The 17410-nt window shown below is 67.4% G+C and carries 14 protein-coding genes and 1 other RNA gene; 11 read left to right on the top strand and 4 right to left on the bottom strand.

The annotated features are described in order from the left end of the window. Positions 1–91: 91 nt before the first annotated feature. From XcodCFBP4690_RS04370 to XcodCFBP4690_RS04315, 11 genes are all read left to right on the top strand, one after another. Positions 92–2173: a phosphocholine-specific phospholipase C gene (locus XcodCFBP4690_RS04370; protein WP_104539817.1), complete on the top strand. Its 2082-nt coding sequence runs from the start codon at positions 92–94 to the stop codon at positions 2171–2173. 350 nt (positions 2174–2523) lie between these two features. Further along, entirely contained in the window at positions 2524–3168 is a 645-nt protein-coding gene (locus XcodCFBP4690_RS04365; protein WP_104539816.1) for a histidine phosphatase family protein, read from the top strand. A gap of 60 nt (positions 3169–3228) precedes the next feature. After that, positions 3229–3300, top strand: a non-coding RNA gene (locus XcodCFBP4690_RS04360) — sX9 sRNA. Between the two features lie 340 nt (positions 3301–3640). Then, positions 3641–4909: a bifunctional tetrahydrofolate synthase/dihydrofolate synthase gene (folC, locus tag XcodCFBP4690_RS04355; protein ID WP_104539815.1), complete on the top strand. Its 1269-nt coding sequence runs from the start codon at positions 3641–3643 to the stop codon at positions 4907–4909. Between the two features lie 68 nt (positions 4910–4977). Further along, positions 4978–6042 carry an SPOR domain-containing protein gene (locus XcodCFBP4690_RS04350; protein ID WP_104539814.1) on the top strand — a complete coding sequence of 355 codons (1065 nt, stop codon included), beginning with the start codon at positions 4978–4980 and terminating at the stop codon, positions 6040–6042. A gap of 227 nt (positions 6043–6269) precedes the next feature. Continuing rightward, the gene (locus tag XcodCFBP4690_RS04345; protein ID WP_104539813.1) at positions 6270–7019 is read left to right on the top strand and encodes a CvpA family protein; all 750 of its coding nucleotides are present in this window, start codon (positions 6270–6272) and stop codon (positions 7017–7019) included. Between the two features lie 30 nt (positions 7020–7049). Continuing rightward, complete coding sequence (gene purF / locus XcodCFBP4690_RS04340; protein ID WP_104539812.1) at positions 7050–8516, top strand: amidophosphoribosyltransferase; 1467 nt, start codon at positions 7050–7052, stop codon at positions 8514–8516. Positions 8517–8544: 28 nt separating this feature from the next. Further along, entirely contained in the window at positions 8545–9096 is a 552-nt protein-coding gene (locus XcodCFBP4690_RS04335; RefSeq protein WP_104539811.1) for a hypothetical protein, read from the top strand. Continuing rightward, positions 9093–9899 (top strand): ferritin-like domain-containing protein, encoded by an 807-nt coding sequence (locus tag XcodCFBP4690_RS04330; RefSeq protein WP_104539810.1) that lies wholly within the window; start codon positions 9093–9095, stop codon positions 9897–9899. The genes XcodCFBP4690_RS04335 and XcodCFBP4690_RS04330 overlap by 4 nt, the downstream gene beginning before the upstream one ends. A 542-nt stretch (positions 9900–10441) precedes the next feature. Further along, on the top strand, positions 10442–11695 hold the full coding sequence (locus XcodCFBP4690_RS04320) for a zinc-dependent metalloprotease (protein WP_104539808.1): 1254 nt from the start codon (positions 10442–10444) through the stop codon (positions 11693–11695). 130 nt (positions 11696–11825) lie between these two features. After that, positions 11826–12245, top strand: coding sequence for a hypothetical protein (locus XcodCFBP4690_RS04315; RefSeq protein WP_104539807.1), 420 nt, complete (start codon positions 11826–11828; stop codon positions 12243–12245). 124 nt (positions 12246–12369) lie between these two features. Here the strand turns inward: XcodCFBP4690_RS04315 and lpxH are convergent, their stop codons facing one another. From lpxH to ppx, 4 genes are all read right to left on the bottom strand, one after another. Continuing rightward, complete coding sequence (gene lpxH, locus XcodCFBP4690_RS04310; RefSeq protein WP_104539806.1) at positions 12370–13113, bottom strand: UDP-2,3-diacylglucosamine diphosphatase; 744 nt, start codon at positions 13111–13113, stop codon at positions 12370–12372. Between the two features lie 271 nt (positions 13114–13384). Beyond that, entirely contained in the window at positions 13385–13927 is a 543-nt protein-coding gene (locus XcodCFBP4690_RS04305) for a phosphatase PAP2 family protein (RefSeq protein WP_104539805.1), read from the bottom strand. Beyond that, positions 13908–15050, bottom strand: coding sequence for a glycosyltransferase family 4 protein (locus XcodCFBP4690_RS04300; protein ID WP_104539804.1), 1143 nt, complete (start codon positions 15048–15050; stop codon positions 13908–13910). The genes XcodCFBP4690_RS04305 and XcodCFBP4690_RS04300 overlap by 20 nt, the downstream gene beginning before the upstream one ends. Positions 15051–15825: 775 nt before the next feature. Further along, positions 15826–17352 (bottom strand): exopolyphosphatase, encoded by a 1527-nt coding sequence (gene ppx / locus XcodCFBP4690_RS04295; protein ID WP_104539803.1) that lies wholly within the window; start codon positions 17350–17352, stop codon positions 15826–15828. Positions 17353–17410 lie beyond the last annotated feature (58 nt).

Genomic DNA, 17410 nt, shown 5'->3' with positions numbered 1-17410 from the left:
TGTCGCAAAACTGTCGTGCACGGCGGCTATACGTGTGCGCTGCGCATCGCGACACGCGCTGCATCGCACTGACTTCGGCAAGGCTTTGGTCATGACGTCTTCTTCTTCGCGCCGCGATTTCCTCAAGCGGGTTGCCGCGCTTACCGCCGCCGGCGCGCTACCGTCGTCGATCGGTCGCGCGCTGGCGCTGCCTGCCAATGCGCGCACCGGCACGCTGCGCGACATCGAGCATGTGGTGATCCTGATGCAGGAAAACCGCTCGTTCGATCATTACTTCGGCGCGCTGCGCGGCGTGCGCGGCTTCGGCGACCCGCACGCGCTGCAGCTGCGCGACGGCAACCCGGTCTGGAGCCAGCCTGCCGCCGATGGACGCCGGCTGTTGCCGTTCGCGTTCGATTCGCACAACACCAGCGCGCCGTTGATCAAGAGCCTGGATCACTCCTGGAAGGCCGGCCATGGGCAGGACCCGACACGCTGGGCCGAATACGATGCCTGGGTGCCGTACAAGGGCGAGCTGACGATGGGCTATTTCCAGCGCCAGGACATCCCGTACTACCACGCGCTTGCCGACGCCTTCACCATCTGCGACGGCTACTTCTGTTCCATGCATGGGCCCACCAATCCCAATCGCATGTATCTGTTTACCGGTACCAGCGGGCTGACCGTGGGCGACACCCGCGCACAGGTGGTCAGCAACGCCGACGACGGCAACTGGACCGCCGACATGGCGCGCGACAAACCCGGTTACGCGGCGATGGGCTGGACCACCTATGCGCAGCGCTTGCAGGCGGCCGGCATCGACTGGCGCGTGTACCAGGAATACGACAACTTCGGCTGCAACTCGCTGGCGTATTTTTCCCATTACCGTGGGCTCGATCCCGCCGACGAACGTTATCGGCGCGCACGTGCCTATGTGCCGGGGTCCAGCGCAGACAACGCGGCCACCACTCAGGCCGATCATCTGATCGCCGCGATTGCGGCCGACGTGCAGGGCAATCGCCTGCCGCAGGTGTCGTGGATCATTCCACCCACCGCGTACTGCGAACATCCCGAAGCGCCGCCGGCCTACGGTGAGTCGCTGGTGGCGCGGCTGATCGATGCGTTGACCTCCAATCCGCAGGTCTGGGCCAGGACCGCGCTGATCATCAACTACGACGAGAACGACGGCTTCTTCGATCATGTGCCGGCGCCGTTGCCGGCGCTGGATGCGCGCATGGGGCGCAGCAATGTCGATGTGCGCGGCGAAGCCCATGACGGCGTGCCGGTCGGTCTGGGCATCCGCGTGCCGATGCTGGTGATCTCGCCGTGGACCCGCGGTGGCTGGGTCAACTCGCAGGTGTTCGACCACACCTCGGTGCTGCGCCTGCTGGAGCGCCGCTTCGGCGTGGCCGAGCCGAACATCAGCCCGTGGCGCCGCGCGGTCAGCGGCGATCTGACCAGCGTGTTCGATTTCCGCAAGCCGGACGATTCGGCGCTGAGCGCGTTGCCAGCGATCGACGACTACCGCGCGCGTACCGCTGCGTTGCGCAACAAGCCGCTACCGGTGCCGCCGAGCGACCCCGGCATGCCGCGGCAGGAGCCGGGCCAACGCCCCGCGCGCGCGTTGCCATACGCCCTGCAGGTGCATGCGCGCGTGCACGCCGGCAACGCGCTGCAGTTGCAGTTCGTCAACAGCGGCACCGCGGCGGTGGCGTTCAACGTCTACACCAGCAAGCCCAGCGGTGGCCCCTGGTATTACACCGTGCTGCCGGGCACGCAGCTCGACGATGTCCCGCCAGGTGCGCTGCACGAGGGGACGTACGCGCTGCGCGTGCATGGGCCCAACGGTTTCCTGCGCGAGTTCGCCGGCGAACTCCACCCCGATGCGGCGCAGCAGGCCGGGCCCTGGGTTCAAGCGCGACAGGACGGCGAGGCGCTGGTGCTGGAGATCGGCAACGCCGGGCCACAGTCCTGCGCGCTGCAATTGCGCGCGCTGGACCATGGCGACCCGACTCCGCGGCCGCTGCACCTGGCCGCCGGTCAGCGGCAGAGCATCCGCCTGCCGCTGGCGGCGAGCGATCACTGGTACGACCTGATGGTCGAGCAGCCGGGTGCGGCCTTCCGCCGCCGCCTGGCCGGCCACCTGGAAACCGGGCGACCCAGTCGCAGCGACCCCAGCTTCGGGCGCGCCTGAGCCACGACGGCCGCATCGCGCGCTTCCAGTTGCGCTTCAACCGCAGATCGCCAACGGCAACTCTGGCTCCTCGGCAATGGACGCGCGGGACATGCGGAACATGCGGGCGGGGCCTGGATGGCGGTGCGAGTGGGGCAGCGGCAAGGGAATGGTCGCCCCGGCCGTGCTTTGCGCGATCGCCGTGGACAGCCGCGGCCTGTGCCGGATCATGACCGAGGTGGCGCCAGCGCCGCAGCTGCTGTAGGAGCTGGGCGTGCGCTGAGTCGGCCGGGCGCGGGGCGAGGAGCGGTTATGATGCGGTCCGGTTTCGCTGCTGCGAGCCGGCCCCTCCCCCAAGGAACTCTCAGCGCATGCGCATCCTGCTTGCTCGTCACGGCGAGACGCCGTGGAACGCCGAAGGCCGTTATCAGGGCCAGATCGATATTCCGCTGTCGCCGGTCGGCGAAGACCAGGCGCGTGCATTGGGCGAACGGCTGCAGACCTTGCAGATCACACGCGCGGTCGCCTCGCCGCTGTCACGCGCGCAGGCCACGGCCAAGGCCGCCCTTGGCGCGTCGCGCGCATCGCTGCTGCAGACCGATGCCGACCTGCAGGAAATCGCGCACGGCGAATGGGAAGGGTTGCTTGCAAGCGAAATCCACGACAAGGACCCGGCACGCCTGCGCGCCTGGCGCGAGGAACCCGATACCGTGCTGATGCCCGGCGGCGAATCGCTGCGCCAGGTGCTGGACCGCAGCTGGCGCGGTCTTGCGCGCGCCGCCGACAGACTGGGCGCCGACGACACCCTGCTGGTGGTCGCGCACGACGCGGTCAATCGCGTCATCCTGTGCAAGATCCTGGGCCTGCCGTTGTCCAGGCTGTGGACCTTCCGCCAGGCCCCGACCACGCTCAACCTGCTCGAAGGCGACGACGTCGATCATCTGGACGTGGTGCGTCTCAACGACTGCGCCCACCACACGCCGTTCTTCGGTGAGGCCAAGCATCGGGCGCTATAAGAGCAGCTAGAAAAACGACTCGGCGGCTGCCAGGCGGGCGCCGCCGGTGCTCGAATCCTCATGTGCCACGCATGCACGCCGGTTCCTCCGCGGCGTACGCACCTGACGCCCGCTCTTTACGTGTTGATAGCCGCTCGAAGGCGATCTGACGGGTAGCGCGTCCGGCAGGAAGCAACCGCGTGCGTGCTAAGTCACGGCGTTGAGAGGGCTCGGTCTCCGGCCCAGCATCGAAGGAGTCAGCGCACCGGCAACCGGCGATGCCATCGGGTGGAACTCAAAAGTCTGTCGATCTTCCTGACATTGCGTGCGTGCCAGATATCAGTTTTCTCTGCCGACAGACGCGTCAATCGAAGTGGATTGCATCGTTGGCGCCACGCGACTCCGATGCAGTAACCGCTGTGGTGATTCAAAGACCACAGCGGCATCGCAAGCGCGATAATGCGCGGCGCGACGCACGACATCAGGTAACCCCGTGACCACTCCCACCACACTCTCCGACTGGCTCGCCTACATCGAGCAGCAGCATCCCAGCGCCATCGCGATGGGTCTGGAACGCGTACGCGAGGTTGCCGCGCGTCTGCAGCTGGAGACGCCGGCCAGGCACGTCATCGTGGTGGGCGGCACCAACGGCAAGGGCTCGACGGTGGCCTTCATCGAGGCGATCGGGCGTGCTGCCGGGTGGAAGGTGGGTGCCTACACCTCGCCGCATCTGCTGCGCTACAACGAGCGCGTGCGCATCGATGGCGAGGAGGCCGGCGATGCGCAGCTGGTCGATGCGTTTGCTGCTGTAGAGGCCGCGCGTGGCGACACCGCGCTGACCTATTTCGAATTCGGCACGCTGGCGGCCTTGTGGCTGTTCCAGCGCGCAGCGCTGGATCTGGCGGTGCTGGAAGTCGGCCTGGGCGGACGGCTGGATGCGGTCAATCTCGTCGACTCGGATGTGGCGGTGATCACCACGGTCGATATCGACCACACCGACTGGCTGGGCGAGGACCGCGAAGCGATCGGCGCCGAGAAGGCCGGCATCATCCGCGCGTGGAAGCCGGTGGTGCTGGGCGAGATCGACCCGCCGTCGAGCGTGCTGCGCCGCGCCTACCTGCTGGGCGCCAATGCGATCCGTGCCGGCAGCGATTATTTCCATGAACCGGTCGATGCGCAGCACTGGCGCTGGCGCGATGTGGCGGTGAGCCTGGAATTGCCGATGCCTGCGCTGCAGGCGCCGGTGCAGCTGGCCAATGCGGCCGCAGCGATTGCTGCCTTGCAGGCGCTGCCGGTGGAGGTGCCGCAGGCGGCGTGGGCGCAGGGAATCGTCGCGGCGCAGGTGGCAGGGCGTTTGCAGCGCCTGGATGTGGCCGGCGTGGAAGTCTTGCTGGATGTGGGGCACAACCCGCAGGCGGCGCGCGCGCTGGCCCAGGCGCTGGCCGCGCAGCCTGTCGCCGGCAGCACCTACGCCGTCTACGCCGCGCTGGCCGACAAGGATGCGCCAGGCGTGGTCGAGGCCCTGGCGGCGCAGGTCGACCACTGGACGCTGACAGGATTGGACGGTGCGCGCGGTCAATCGGCCCAGGCCCTGCAGCAACGCCTGCACGGCACCGCCGCCGCCCAGGCCGCTTGCCACGCCGACGTTGCTGGCGCGCTGCAGGCGGTGCTGGCCGCCGCCCAGGCCGGCGATCGGATACTGGTGTTCGGCTCGTTCCATACCGTTGCCGACGCGCTGAGCGCACTTCGTTCAGCCCGTTAGGGTCGGCGAGCGGGCGCCGGCCTTATAATCGCCGCGGCACCCCGCCACGCCGCCTCTAGCTCTCTTCTGTGGACACTGCTCTGAAACAGCGATTGATTGGCGCCATCGTTCTGGTGGCGCTTGCCGTGATCTTCCTGCCGATGCTGGTCAAGGGCCCTGCGCCGTCCAGCGGCGTGGCCGACGTTCCGTTGGAGGCGCCCGCCGCGCCCGGCAAGGGCGAATTCGAAACCCGTGAGCTGCCGTTGGTGACGCCGGGCGATGCCCCAGCCGGTGGTGCGCTGGGCATGGCCGGCGCTCCCGGCGCCCCGGCAGCGGTGCAGGACAACCCCGACGCCGCCGATCTGGCCACGCCGTCCAGCGCACCGTCCGCGCCGGAAGTGGCGGCCGGCAACTACGCGGTCAATTTCGGCGCCTACGCCACCAGCGCCGATGCCGATGCGGTGATCGCCCGGCTCAAGCAGGCGCAGTTGCCCGGCTTCAGCGAGAAGACCCAGATCAGTGGCCGTGAGGCCTGGCGCGTGCGCGTGGGCCCGTATGCCGATCAGGCCCAGGCCGAATCGGCCCGGCTGCAGGCGGTGAAGGTCCGCAGCGACGTCAATGCCCAGGTAGTGACACTGGATGCGAGCGCCAGCGCGCCGCCGCCGGTGGCAGCCCCGACCCCGGCGGCGGCGCCCAAGCCGGCCAGCAGCGGCACCGCCGCTGGCACGCTTGCCGCTACCAGGACCGAAAGCCTGCCGCCGGAGCCAGCCAAGCCGGTCGCCGCCGCGCCCAAGCCGGTCGAGACCGCGAAGCCGGCACCGGCCAAGCCCGAGGTCGCCAAGACCACCCCGGCAACGCCGGCACCGGCCAAACCCGCTGCGCCTGCCCCCACCGCTCCGGCAGCGCCGGCTGCCAGCGGCGTCGGGTTTGCGGTACAGCTGGGCGCCTTCGGCCGCGCCGAAGACGCCAATGCGCTGCGCGACCGTGTGCGCGCCGCCGGCTTCAGCGCGTTCGTCGAACAGGTCCGCACCGACAAGGGTGCGCTCAATCGCGTGCGCGTCGGTCCGGTGGCCAACCGCGGCGATGCCGAACAGTTGCGTGCGCAGGTAGCGGCCAAGGTCGGCATTTCCGGCATGGTGCGCCCGCATCCTTGAGATCAGCGCAATGCGTCGCGCCGTCGCCCGGCGGTTGCGGCGGCACGAGGGCGTAGCATGCTGTCTACGCTATCCACGTAAAGCAGACGCCGTCTTGACCAATGCATGCGTTCAGCACGCATCTGTTGCACCGAATCGTTCGACAGCCTCACGCCCAGGGAGGGGAAGGCCATGATCAGCTCGCCACGTTGCACAAGCGGCCCGCATGCCGCGCGGAGACCTCGCCAATGATCGACATGGTGCTGGGCGTCATCATCCTGGTGTCGGCCCTGCTGGGGCTGCTGCGCGGCTTCGTCGCGATCGTGGTGGGAACCTTGTCGTGGTTGCTTGCCGGTTGGGCCACGTTCCAGTTCGGCGCGGCGGCCGCGCGCTGGCTGGCCGATGGCAAGCATCCGTCTGCGACCGAATCGTTCGGCGGTTACGCCATGGTGTTCGTCGGCGTGCTGATCACTGTGGCAGTGACCGGCATGGTGATCCGCGCCGGCGTCGACGCGGTCAAGCTGGGCGGTACCGATCGTATGCTCGGGTTCGGGCTGGGCGTAGTGCGCGGCGCATTCCTGGCCAGCGTGCTGGTGTTGCTGATGGGGTTCACCCCGCTGCCGCGCGAACCGGCATGGCGCCAGTCGGTGCTGTTGCCGGTGCTGGAGCCCGGTGCGGGCTGGATGCGGGCGCAGCTGCCGGGCTGGCGGATGCCATCGATGGAGATGCCGTCGATGGAACTGCGCAACCTGCCAGCGGAGTTGGGGAAGTTGCCCTCGGCAGGCGATAATGCCGACCTGGGCAAGGCGCTTGCCGGCTCCGGGCTGAGCGACACCATCACGCGTGCGCTCGGCAAGCAGCCCGGCAAGGCCGCCAGCGACGGACGCGATCCGGCGCAGGCGATGCCGGCCAATATCGATCCGGCGCAGGTTCGCGGCGGAGAAAGCGACCCCGCGCGGGTCGAGTCCCAAGGCCAGGCACGGCCACCTTCACAGTAACGGCGCAAGCCGAAGCGGAGAACACGCACCATGTGTGGCATCGTCGGTATTGTCGGCAACCAGAACGTCGCCGGGCAGCTGTATGACGGCTTGACCGTCCTGCAGCATCGTGGGCAGGACGCCGCAGGCATCGCCACCGCCGACGGCACGCGGTTGCGCGTGCAGAAGGCCAACGGCCTGGTACGCGATGTCTTCGACGAAAGGAAGATGGCGGTGCTTGAGGGCCGTGTCGGCATCGCGCATTGCCGCTACCCCACCGCCGGGTCGGAAGGCATGGACGAAGCGCAGCCGTTCTACGTCAATTCGCCCTACGGAATCGCGCTGGCGCACAACGGCAACCTGATCAATACCGAGGCGCTGCGCCAGCAGGTGTTCGAAGCCGACCGCCGCAACATCAACACCGATTCGGACAGCGAAGTGCTGTTGAACGTGTTCGCCTACGAGCTGGACGCGCAGCGCATGCTCACCCCGGAAGCGGCGATCCGTGCCGTGGCCGGCGTGCACCGCCGCTGCAAGGGCGGCTATGCGGTGGTCAGCGTGGTGCTGGGCCTGGGCCTGGTCGCGTTCCGCGACCCGCACGGCATTCGCCCGCTGGTGCTGGGCAAGCGCGAACACGCCGAAGGCACCGAATACATCGTGTCGTCCGAGTCGGCAGCGCTGGACATCCTCGGCTATCAGCGCGTGCGCGACGTGCGCCCGGGCGAGGCGCTGGTGATCACCGCGCGCGGCGAGCTGTTCTCGGAAGTCTGCGCCGCGCCCACCGACCATGCGCCGTGCATTTTCGAGTACGTGTACTTCGCGCGTCCCGATTCGATGATCGACAACATCTCGGTGCACAAGGCGCGCATGCGCATGGGCCTGAAGCTGGGCGAAAAGATCCTGCGCCTGCGTCCGGATCACGACATCGACACCATCATCCCGATTCCGGACACCTCGCGCGACGTGGCGCTGGAGATGTCCAACGTGCTCGGCGTGAAGTACCGCGAAGGCTTCGTCAAGAATCGCTACGTGGGCCGCACCTTCATCATGCCGGGGCAGGGCGAACGGCAGAAATCGGTACGCCGCAAGCTCAATCCGATCCACCTGGAATTCCGCAACCGCGTGGTGCTGCTGGTGGACGATTCCATCGTGCGCGGCACCACCAGCCGGCAGATCGTGCAGATGGCGCGCGATGCCGGTGCGCGCAAGGTGTATCTGGCCTCGGCCGCGCCGCCGGTGCGCTATCCCAACATCTACGGCATCGACATGCCGGCCGCCGAAGAACTGATCGCGCATGGCCGCAGCGAGCAGGAGATCCAGGACTTTTTGGGCTGCGACTGGCTGATCTACCAGGACCTGGAAGACCTGGAAGTGGCGGTGCGCGAAGGCAACCCGGACATCAAGCAGTTCGATTCCTCGTGCTTCAACGGCGAGTACATCACCGGCATCGAGCCGGGATATTTCGAACGCATCCAGCAGCTGCGCTCGGACGATGCCAAGAAGCGTCGCCGCGCATGAATCCCAGCGGCGCTGTCGCCGGCTGGCCGTGCTCGCGGCTGGAGTGGCGGCGCAGCTGGTGGGTTGCGCGGCCAACGACACGGCGGCAGTGCGCTCGGTAGACGACCATCGCCTGGGCAACGGACAACCGCCCGTGGCGCTGAGCACCACGCTGGACATGCAACTGGATTGGCAGCAGCAGGCCGCGCTGGATCCCGCATTCGCCACGCCTGCAGGCGCGCGGCGGCTGGATCTTGCCGGCGCCACACGCGTGGGCGAGGCGATCGTGGTGGTGCGTCTGCGCGAGGCGGCGGCCGCGGGCGCAGCGCCAGCGGGCCTGGCGGAATGGACGTACGCGGTGGATTGCCGCAGCCAGCGGACGCGCTTGCTCGGTGCAGGAATCGGTATTGGCGCAGGCCTGCCCGGCGCGTTGTCTCCATCGGTGCCGGCGCCTGCGCAGGCCGATCGCACGCGTCTGTTCGGGCTGGTGTGTGCCAACCGCACCGCCTGCGAGTTGCGGATCAAGGCAAACGCGTGCGAGCGGGTACGTGCCGCATCGCTCGCAGCGCTGAGCCAGCCATCACTGCGGCAGGCAAAATGATCACGGATCTGTTCGACGCCGCATGCGCATGCCTGGACGCTGCCGATCCGCTGCAAAAAGTCGCGTTGACGCAGCACTACGCAGCGGCGTTTCGCGAAGGCCAATTGAGGATCGATCCGGCAGCGCCGCCGCCGGCGCCGATCCGCATGCCGGGCCGTCCTGCCACGCCGATCCTGGTGCACCCGCGCGAGCTGCCGCGGCGCGGGCTGGGCACGCCGGACGGGCGTGCGGCCTTCATCCACGCCATTGCGCATATCGAACTCAATGCGATCGATCTGGCCTGGGATGCGGTGTACCGCTTCCGCGGGCTGCCCGACGCGTTCTACGCCGATTGGGTGGCGGTGGCCGACGACGAATCGCGGCATTTCATGCTGCTGCGCGCGCGATTGCAGGCGCACGCTCGCGACTACGGCGACTTCGCCGCGCATAACGGGCTGTGGGAAATGTGCGAGAAGACCGCACACGACGGACTGGCGCGGATGGCGCTGGTGCCGCGCGTGCTGGAGGCGCGCGGGCTGGATGTGACACCAGCGATGATCGTCAAGCTGCGCTCCTTGGGCGATGCCGACACTGCCGATGTGCTCGACGTCATCCTGCGCGAAGAAGTGGCGCATGTGGCGGCCGGCTCGCGCTGGTACCGCTGGTATTGCGAGCGGGCCGGCATCGAGCCGCGTGCCCGCTTCAAGACGTTGCTGCGCGAGTATGCCGGCGGCTATCTGCATGGTCCGTTCAATATCCAGGCACGCCTACTTGCCGGCTTCGACGAGGACGAGTTGGCCAGCCTGGTGGAGCAGGCCGGCTAGCGACGCGAAGCGACTGGCCTTCGTGCGGTCGACGCCGGTCCGCTGCGTGGATGAATCGGCTGCGGCGCTGCGCCTGCTGCAGGCCGACGATCGAGGGCGATTCGGCTTCGGCTGCGCGCGGTGGTGGCGCCGCGGGACCGTGCGACGGGCAGGCCGGAGTGCGGGACCACGCGCCGGATCGCGATGGTGCCGCGTGGCAACGCGCACGCGGCATTGCACCGGGCCTCGCTCGCCAGCTGCCCGGCACGAAGACGAGACCGCTGCCGGTGTGGCCGCTGCCCGCTGCGATTGCGTGCTGCCTGATCGCGCGCCGCCCGGCCGCTCTGTCATGCGACGAGCGCGGCCTGCCGGACCGGACTGTGCGCTGGTTCCCTTCCTGGCGCCGCCGGAATCGCATCCAGTGGTCGCTATTCATCACATAAACGTAATCTTCTTTTGTAACAACTTGCAAAAAATACATTCGTGCGCGCCCTAATGGCGTTCCGGGGACAGGGGCCCGGTGCTTTGCATCCGTTACTTCCATGTCTTAGGAGAGAGAGACGATGAAGTCGAAGTCGATGTGCACCACGGTGGGCCTGATTGCCATGTGCCTGGCCGGCACCGCCGCCGCTGCGGGCAAGCCGCTATACCAGGCCGGTCCGGCGCTCAGCCGCAGCGCCGCTGCCACGGTCACCACCGAACCCTCGCTGCAACGCCTGTTGAGCGCACCGTCCACCGCCAATGCCCAGGTGGTCCAGCTCGATGCCGGCGCGGTGGCAGCGGGCGAGAAGCTGCTGGAATTGCAGCTGGATGGGCAGATCATCACCGCCACCCAGGCCAAGGTGGACGCGCTGGAAGGCGGCGACAGCGTCTGGTACGGCAATCTCGGCCCGCGTGCCGGCACCCGTGCGCGCACGTTGTCCGGCGTGGATCCGCTGAACTCGGCCATCCTGGTGCGTAGTGGCGACACCGTCACCGGCACCATCCGCTATGCCGGCAAGCTGTATCGCCTGCGTCCGCTGGCCGATGGCCGCCACGTGCTGGTGCAGGTCGACGAGCAGCGCATGCCGCAGGAGCATCCGGCCGAGTACAGCCTGTTGCCCAAGTTCGACATGCCGGGCGACGGGCGCGTCACCACTGCGGCTGCCTCGTCCGGTAGCCCGGCCACCATTCGCGTGCTGGTGGTCGCCACCAACAAGGCGGTCAATGCGTACGGCGGCAACATGCAATCGCTGGTGCAGCTGGCGGTGGCCGAAGCCAACCAGGGCTATATCAACAGCAACGTCGGCATCGCCTTGCAGCTGGCGCGCTACGAGACCACCAGTTACACCGAATCCGGCAACTTCACCACCGATCTGCAACGCTTCCGCGTGACCAACGACGGTTACATGGACAGCATCCACACAAGCCGCAATACCTACACCGCGGACGTGGGCGTGATCGTGCTGGACAACAGCAGTTACTGCGGCCTGGCCTCGGGCATCGGTTCGAATGCGGCCAGTGCATTCGCCTCGGTGTACTGGGATTGCGCCACCGGCTACTACAGTTTCGCGCATGAAATCGGCCACTTGCAGAGCGCGCGTCACGATGCCACCAACGACCCGAGCACTTCGCCGTACGCCTACGGCCACGGGTATCGCTACGGCAACAGCTGGCGCACCATCATGGCCTACGACTGCAACAGTGGTTGCCCGCGCCTGAACTACTGGTCCAATCCCAACATCAGCTACAACGGCGTGCCGATGGGCAATGCCAGCACCGCCGACAACCAGCGCGTGCTGGTCAACACTAAGGCCACGATCGCCGGCTTCCGCTGAGGCCGTGCCTGCAGCTCCCGTCCCGACACCGTCAGGTGCCGGGACGGGGCGCTACTCCCGCACGCGATGATCGCGCAGACTAGAGGCACCGCCGGCGCCAGCCGGCCACGTCCTGTCGAGCGGAGTCCTCATGTCTACATCCTCGCGTTATGCCGTCGCGTGCCTGGTTGCGCTGGCGGTGCTCGGCTGCCGGCAGCAGCCGGCCGAGCCCGCTGCCACCACGCCCACGCCTGCCGCGTCAGCGCCGGCGGCCGTGACCGGCAACGATGCCGAGGCCCGCGCGCTGCACGTGCTCGAAGCGCAGCTGCAGCGCGATCACGCCTATCCGGACAACTGCATCAGCATTCTCACCGAAGCCGGCGATGCGCCTGCTGCGGGTACATTTGAATTTGCCGTCCACGAGCGCCATGGCAACGGCTGCCCCGGCGACCCGCAGACCAGCCCGGTGCGCGATCGCTTCCGCGTGCAGGCCGACGGCACGGTGCAGTGGTACGACGTGGTCAACGCCGATTTCGTCGACTACGCCGAGCGCGCGCGCAGCCTGCAGTAGCGCCTTGCGCTCACCACACGCGTCTTCAATACCGGCCGGTGCCGATTCCCGGCCGCAGCGCGAAAGTAGTGCTCGCTGATACGTGAGCGGCATGTCGGCCGCTGGCAACACACCGGCGGCGCAACTACAGTGGCAGTTGTTCCAGCGCAACGCCGTCGGCATCCACGCGCAGCACCGAGCCCTGTTCGTACCAGTCGCCCAGCACGATGCGCGTGCAGGTGCGATCGCCGGCCTGCACGGTATGGATGGCGGGGCGGTGGGTATGCCCATGGATCAGGCGATCCACACCGTAACGCACGAAGGTGGTCTCCACTTCGGTCTGGGAGACATCGGTGACGGTTTCCAGCTGTGCCTGATCGCCTTGCTGGAGTTCGGCGTAGCGGGCCTGGCTTGCGGCACGCGCCTGCTGTGCAAAGGCCACGCGCGCTGCCAGCGGTTGCGACAGGAATTGCGCCTGAAATACCGGGTCGCGCGTTTGCGCGCGGAAGGCCTGGTACGCGGTGTCGTCGGTGCACAACAGGTCGCCGTGCATCAACAAGGTGGTGTGCCCGTACAGGTCGATCACCGTGGGGTCGGGCAGGATGCGGAAACCTGCGCGCTGCGCATAGTGTTCGCCAACCAGGAAGTCGCGATTGCCGGCCATGAAGAACACCGGTACGCCTGCATCGGCCACCGCATGCAGCGCCAGCGCGATCGCATCAGCCGCAGTCGACGGGGTGTCGTCGCCGATCCAGGCTTCGAACAGGTCGCCGAGGATGTACAGCGCATCGCTGCCGGGCACCTGCGTGCGCAGGAACTCCAGGAACAACTCGGTGATCGCCGGCCGGGCCGGATCCAGATGCAGATCGGAAATGAACAGGGTCGTCATCGCGTCATTGTACGGCGGGAGCGCGGGACGGGAATGCAGCAAGCCCCTCTCCTGCGGGAGAGGGGTTGGGGTGAGGTACGGGCGAAGCCACTCGGCAATCGATAACACCAGGCCTCGCACGCACCCTCATCCGCCCCTGTGGGGCACCTTCTCCCGCAGGGAGAAGGAACAGCGGGGACGCTCTGAAATTTGCTGGGTTCGTCTTGGCTCCCTGTTCGCCCGCATTGCGCCGGTCGGTCAGAAAACCGGTTCTCACGCAAGCCTCTATCGCTTACCCCAGCAGCGCAGGCAGCCCCCACAGTGACAGGCTGGCCAGCACCACACCGATCGCGGTGGCGGCCAGCACGTCGCTGGGATAATGCAGCCCCAGCACCACGCGCGACAGCGCAACACCTGCAGAGAACGGCACCAGCAGCGGAGCCAGCCACGGGTAGTAGGCCAGTGCCACGATGCTGAAGGACACCGCGTGCAGGGTGTGCCCGGACGGAAAGCTGAACTCGTCCAGCGGCGCCACCCAGGCGCGGATGCGCACGTCGGCCGCGTAGGGGCGCGGGCGGCGGGTCCAGCGCTTGAGCGCCTTGTACAGCGTCAGCGCCAGCACGCCGGTCGCGGCCATGTGCGCGGAGGCACGCACGCCGTCCATGCCGTCGAGCAGCACCAGCAGCCCCATCAGGCTGTACCAGAACACGCCGTCGCCCAGCCGGCTGATCGCGGCAAACGTGCGCCGCACCGGGTGGCGACGGCACCAGTGGTTGGCGCGCCGGCACCAGCGCGCTTCGTGACCGCGCCATACCTCAAGCCGCGTCGACGACATAGCGCCCCCGTGCAGCGGTGATGCCCAGCAGCAGGGCTTCGAAGTCCGACACCACAGTGTCCGGGTGCAGTTTCTTCATCGCCTGCGCGGCGGCCATACCCAGGCGCTGGCGCAGTGCATCGTCCTGGGCCAGCGCCACGGCGGCCTGGACGAAGGCCTCATCGGTCTCCACCGCCGCGCCGTTCTGGCCATTGCGCAGGTACTCGCGTGCGGCGCCGTAGTCGAAGGCGACCGTGGCCACACCGCTGGCCATGGCCTCCAGGGTCACATTGCCGAAGGTCTCGCTGCGGCTGGGAAACAGGAACAGATCGCCGCTGGCGAAGTGGCGCGCCAGCGCGTCGCCGCGCTGGATGCCGCTGAAGATGAAGTCGGGGTTTTCATGCGCGATCTTCTCGCGCGCCGGGCCATCGCCTACCCAGACGAAGCGCGCCTTCGGGCGGACCTGCTGTAGCTTGCGGAATGCATGCACGGCCAACGGCAGGTTCTTTTCGTTGGCGATGCGCCCGACATAGATCGCCGCAAACCCTTCGCCTTCGATCCCCCATTGCGCCCGCAACACCGGATCGCGCCGTGCCGGATCGAACTGCTGGCTGTCGACCGCGCGCGCCAGCACCTGCACGTGCTGGAAGCCGTCATCGCGCAGGGTCTGCTGCAGCTCGCGGGTGGGTACCAGGGTGGCTTCGGCCTGGTTGTGGAAGCGCCGCATCCAGCGCAGTGCGGCGCCTTGCAGCCAGGCCGCGCCGTAGTCGGGCAGGTATTCGTCGAAGCGGGTATGGAAGCCACTGGCCACCGGAATGCCCAGCCGGCGCGCGGCCCGCATCGCCGACCAGCCCAACGGGCCTTCGGTGGCGATGTAGATCGCATCCGGTTGGCTCGTGCGCCAGTGGCGGACCAGGCGCTGGGTGGCCGGCAACCCGAACTTCAGCCCCGGATAACGCGGCAGCGCAGCGCCACGCACCAGCAAGGCATCGGCGGCGGCCTCGGCCGAATCGTTGTTCTGGCGTGGCCGCACCACGTCCACCTGGTGCCCGCGCGCGCGCAGCCCGGTTTCCAGGCCATGCACCGTGAGTGCCACGCCGTTGACTTCGGGGGGATAGGTTTCGGTAACGATCGCGTAGCGCATGCCCGTTCTCCCGTTTTCGCTAGCTTCCGGGAGCGCGATGGCATTGATGTTGCGCCGACAAGTCGCGGTAGTGACAAGCGCGACGGGAGTGGGGATTCGAGATTCGAGATTCGCAAAAGCGGTGCGCTGCCAGCGTTTAACGCGACCGCTGGCTGTCAGGCAAAGACATCAGAGCCCATGCCAAACAAATCCCGAATCCCCACTCCCAAATCCCACCTGAGGCCTCCGGCCTCAGGTCACAAATGTTTTGAAGGCGATACCGATGGTGTGCCGACAAGTCGCGATAGTGACAAGCGCGACGGGATGGGAATTCGGGATTGGAGATTCGAGATTTGGGATTGGAGATTCGCAGAAGCGGTGCACTGCCAGCGTTTAACGCGACCGCTGGCTGTCAGGCAAAGACATCAGAGCCCAATGCCAAACTAATCCCGAATCCCGAATCCCGAATCCCGAATCCCGCCTGAGGCCTCCGGCCTCAGGTCACAAACGGTTTGAACGCGATACCGATGGTGTGCCGACAAGTCGCGGTAGTGACAAGCGCGACGGGATTGGGAATTCGGGATTCGAGATTCGGGATTGGAGATTCGCAGAAGCGGTGCACTGCCAGCGTTTAACGTGACCGCTGGCTGTCAGGCAAAGACATCAGAGCCCATGCCAAACTAATCCCGAATCCCGAATCCCGAATCCCGAATCCCGAATCCCGAATCCCAAATCCCAAATCCCAAATCCCAAATCCCAAATCCCGAATCCCGAATCCCACCTGAGGCCTCCGGCCTCAGGTCACAAACGGTTTGAAGACGATACCCAGGCCGGCCATGCTTTCCACTTCGCCGATCAGGTCGGCGCGCAGCAGCGGGCGTGAGTCGATCCAGCTTTGCGACAGGATCAATGACAGCCGTGTGTCTTCGGCGGTGAGTTCCAGGGTCGGAATCGGGTCCGCTTCGTGCGCGCGGTGCAGCAGCACTGCCAGGCGCAGCAGCGCGGCCTTGCGGCGGGTGGGCAGCAGCAGGCGGTCGGGCAGGGCGTCGAAGGCGGTCTTGGGCACGTTGCGCCGATGCGTGCGCACCAGCGCAGCCAGCACCTGCTGTTCCTGCCGCGAGAAGCCGGCGATATCGGAGTGCTCCAGGATGTAGCTGCCGTGTACGTGGTACTGGCTGTGCGCGATGATCAGGCCCAGTTCGTGCAGGCGCGCGGCGCGACGCAGCACCTGCGCATCGTCGCCGTCCAGTTGCCAGGAGTCGCACACCTGGTCGAACAGGCGGCAGGCGGTGGCCTCCACGCGCTGCGCCTGCACTTCGTCGATGCCATAGCGCTGCACCAGCGAGGCCACCGAACTGTCGCGCGGGTCGTTCTGGCCGGCGCGGCCAAGCATGTCGTACAGGATGCCTTCGCGCATCGCCGCCTTGCTGACCATCAGCTTCTCCAGCCCCAGCGCCTGGAAGGCCGCTTCGAGCACCAGGATGCCGCCGGCAATGATCGGCCGGCGTTCGGCGGCCAGCCCGGGCAGCTGGATGTCTTCGATGCGTTTGGCCTTGAGCAGCTCCTCGCGCAGTGCCGGCAGCGCCTGCGCGGTGATCGCGCCCTTGGTGAGCTTCATCGCCGCGCAGATCTCGCCGATGGCCTTGTGCGTGCCCGACGAACCGATCGCTTCGTGCCAACCCAACGCCTTGTACTGGCCGGCGAACTGCTGGAATTCGGCACCGATCTCGGTCAGCGCGTCCTTCCATTTCTTCTTGGACAACTTGCCGCCGGGAAAGAACCGCCGGGTGCTGGCGATGCAGCCTGCCTGCAGGCTTTCGCGCTCCAGGGTCTGGAAGCCGCGGCCGATGATGAATTCCGTGGAGCCGCCGCCGATGTCGATCACCAGCCGGCGCTGGTCGGGCTTGGGCGGTTGTGCGTGGGTGACGCCGAGATAGATCAGGCGCGCCTCCTCGCGGCCGCTCACCACTTCGATCGCATGCCCGAGCGCGGTTTCGGCCGGCATCAGAAACGTCTGCGGCGAGCGCAGCTGACGCACCGTATTGGTGGCCAGGGCGCGCACGCGCAGCGAAGGCACGTCGCGGATGCGCTGCCCGAAGCGCGCCAGACACTCCAGCGCGCGCTGACGCGCCTCGTTGGACAGGCCGCCCTTGCCATCCAGACCATCGGCCATGCGCACGGTTTCGCGCAGGCGGTCCACGACGCGCAGCTGACCCATCAGGTAGCGCGCGATGACCATGTGGAAACTGTTGGAACCTAGATCGATGGCGGCAAGAAAATCGCCATCACGCAGGGGGGCAATCGTGGGGGAGGATGTTGGCATGGGCCGCATGGTAGCCGATGGGCCGTTGGCTACGTGAGAGGCCCCGGCCGCGGCGTTC

Source organism: Xanthomonas codiaei (genome assembly GCF_002939785.1).
Taxonomy (GTDB): domain Bacteria; phylum Pseudomonadota; class Gammaproteobacteria; order Xanthomonadales; family Xanthomonadaceae; genus Xanthomonas; species Xanthomonas codiaei.
Note: the sequence above shows the minus strand (reverse complement) of the source record. Positions and strands in the feature narration are given on the sequence as shown.

Bases quoted from the DNA above. Each gene is read 5' to 3' on its own strand.
- XcodCFBP4690_RS04370 (WP_104539817.1), top strand. From the start codon at position 92: ATGACGTCTTCTTCTTCGCGCCGCGATTTCCTCAAGCGGGTTGCCGCG.
- XcodCFBP4690_RS04365 (WP_104539816.1), top strand. From the start codon at position 2,524: ATGCGCATCCTGCTTGCTCGTCACGGCGAGACGCCGTGGAACGCCGAA.
- XcodCFBP4690_RS04345 (WP_104539813.1), top strand. From the start codon at position 6,270: ATGATCGACATGGTGCTGGGCGTCATCATCCTGGTGTCGGCCCTGCTG.
- purF (WP_104539812.1), top strand. From the start codon at position 7,050: ATGTGTGGCATCGTCGGTATTGTCGGCAACCAGAACGTCGCCGGGCAG.
- XcodCFBP4690_RS04330 (WP_104539810.1), top strand. From the start codon at position 9,093: ATGATCACGGATCTGTTCGACGCCGCATGCGCATGCCTGGACGCTGCC.
- XcodCFBP4690_RS04320 (WP_104539808.1), top strand. From the start codon at position 10,442: ATGAAGTCGAAGTCGATGTGCACCACGGTGGGCCTGATTGCCATGTGC.
- XcodCFBP4690_RS04315 (WP_104539807.1), top strand. From the start codon at position 11,826: ATGTCTACATCCTCGCGTTATGCCGTCGCGTGCCTGGTTGCGCTGGCG.
- lpxH (WP_104539806.1), bottom strand. From the start codon at position 13,113: ATGACGACCCTGTTCATTTCCGATCTGCATCTGGATCCGGCCCGGCCG.
- XcodCFBP4690_RS04305 (WP_104539805.1), bottom strand. From the start codon at position 13,927: ATGTCGTCGACGCGGCTTGAGGTATGGCGCGGTCACGAAGCGCGCTGG.
- XcodCFBP4690_RS04300 (WP_104539804.1), bottom strand. From the start codon at position 15,050: ATGCGCTACGCGATCGTTACCGAAACCTATCCCCCCGAAGTCAACGGC.
- ppx (WP_104539803.1), bottom strand. From the start codon at position 17,352: ATGCCAACATCCTCCCCCACGATTGCCCCCCTGCGTGATGGCGATTTT.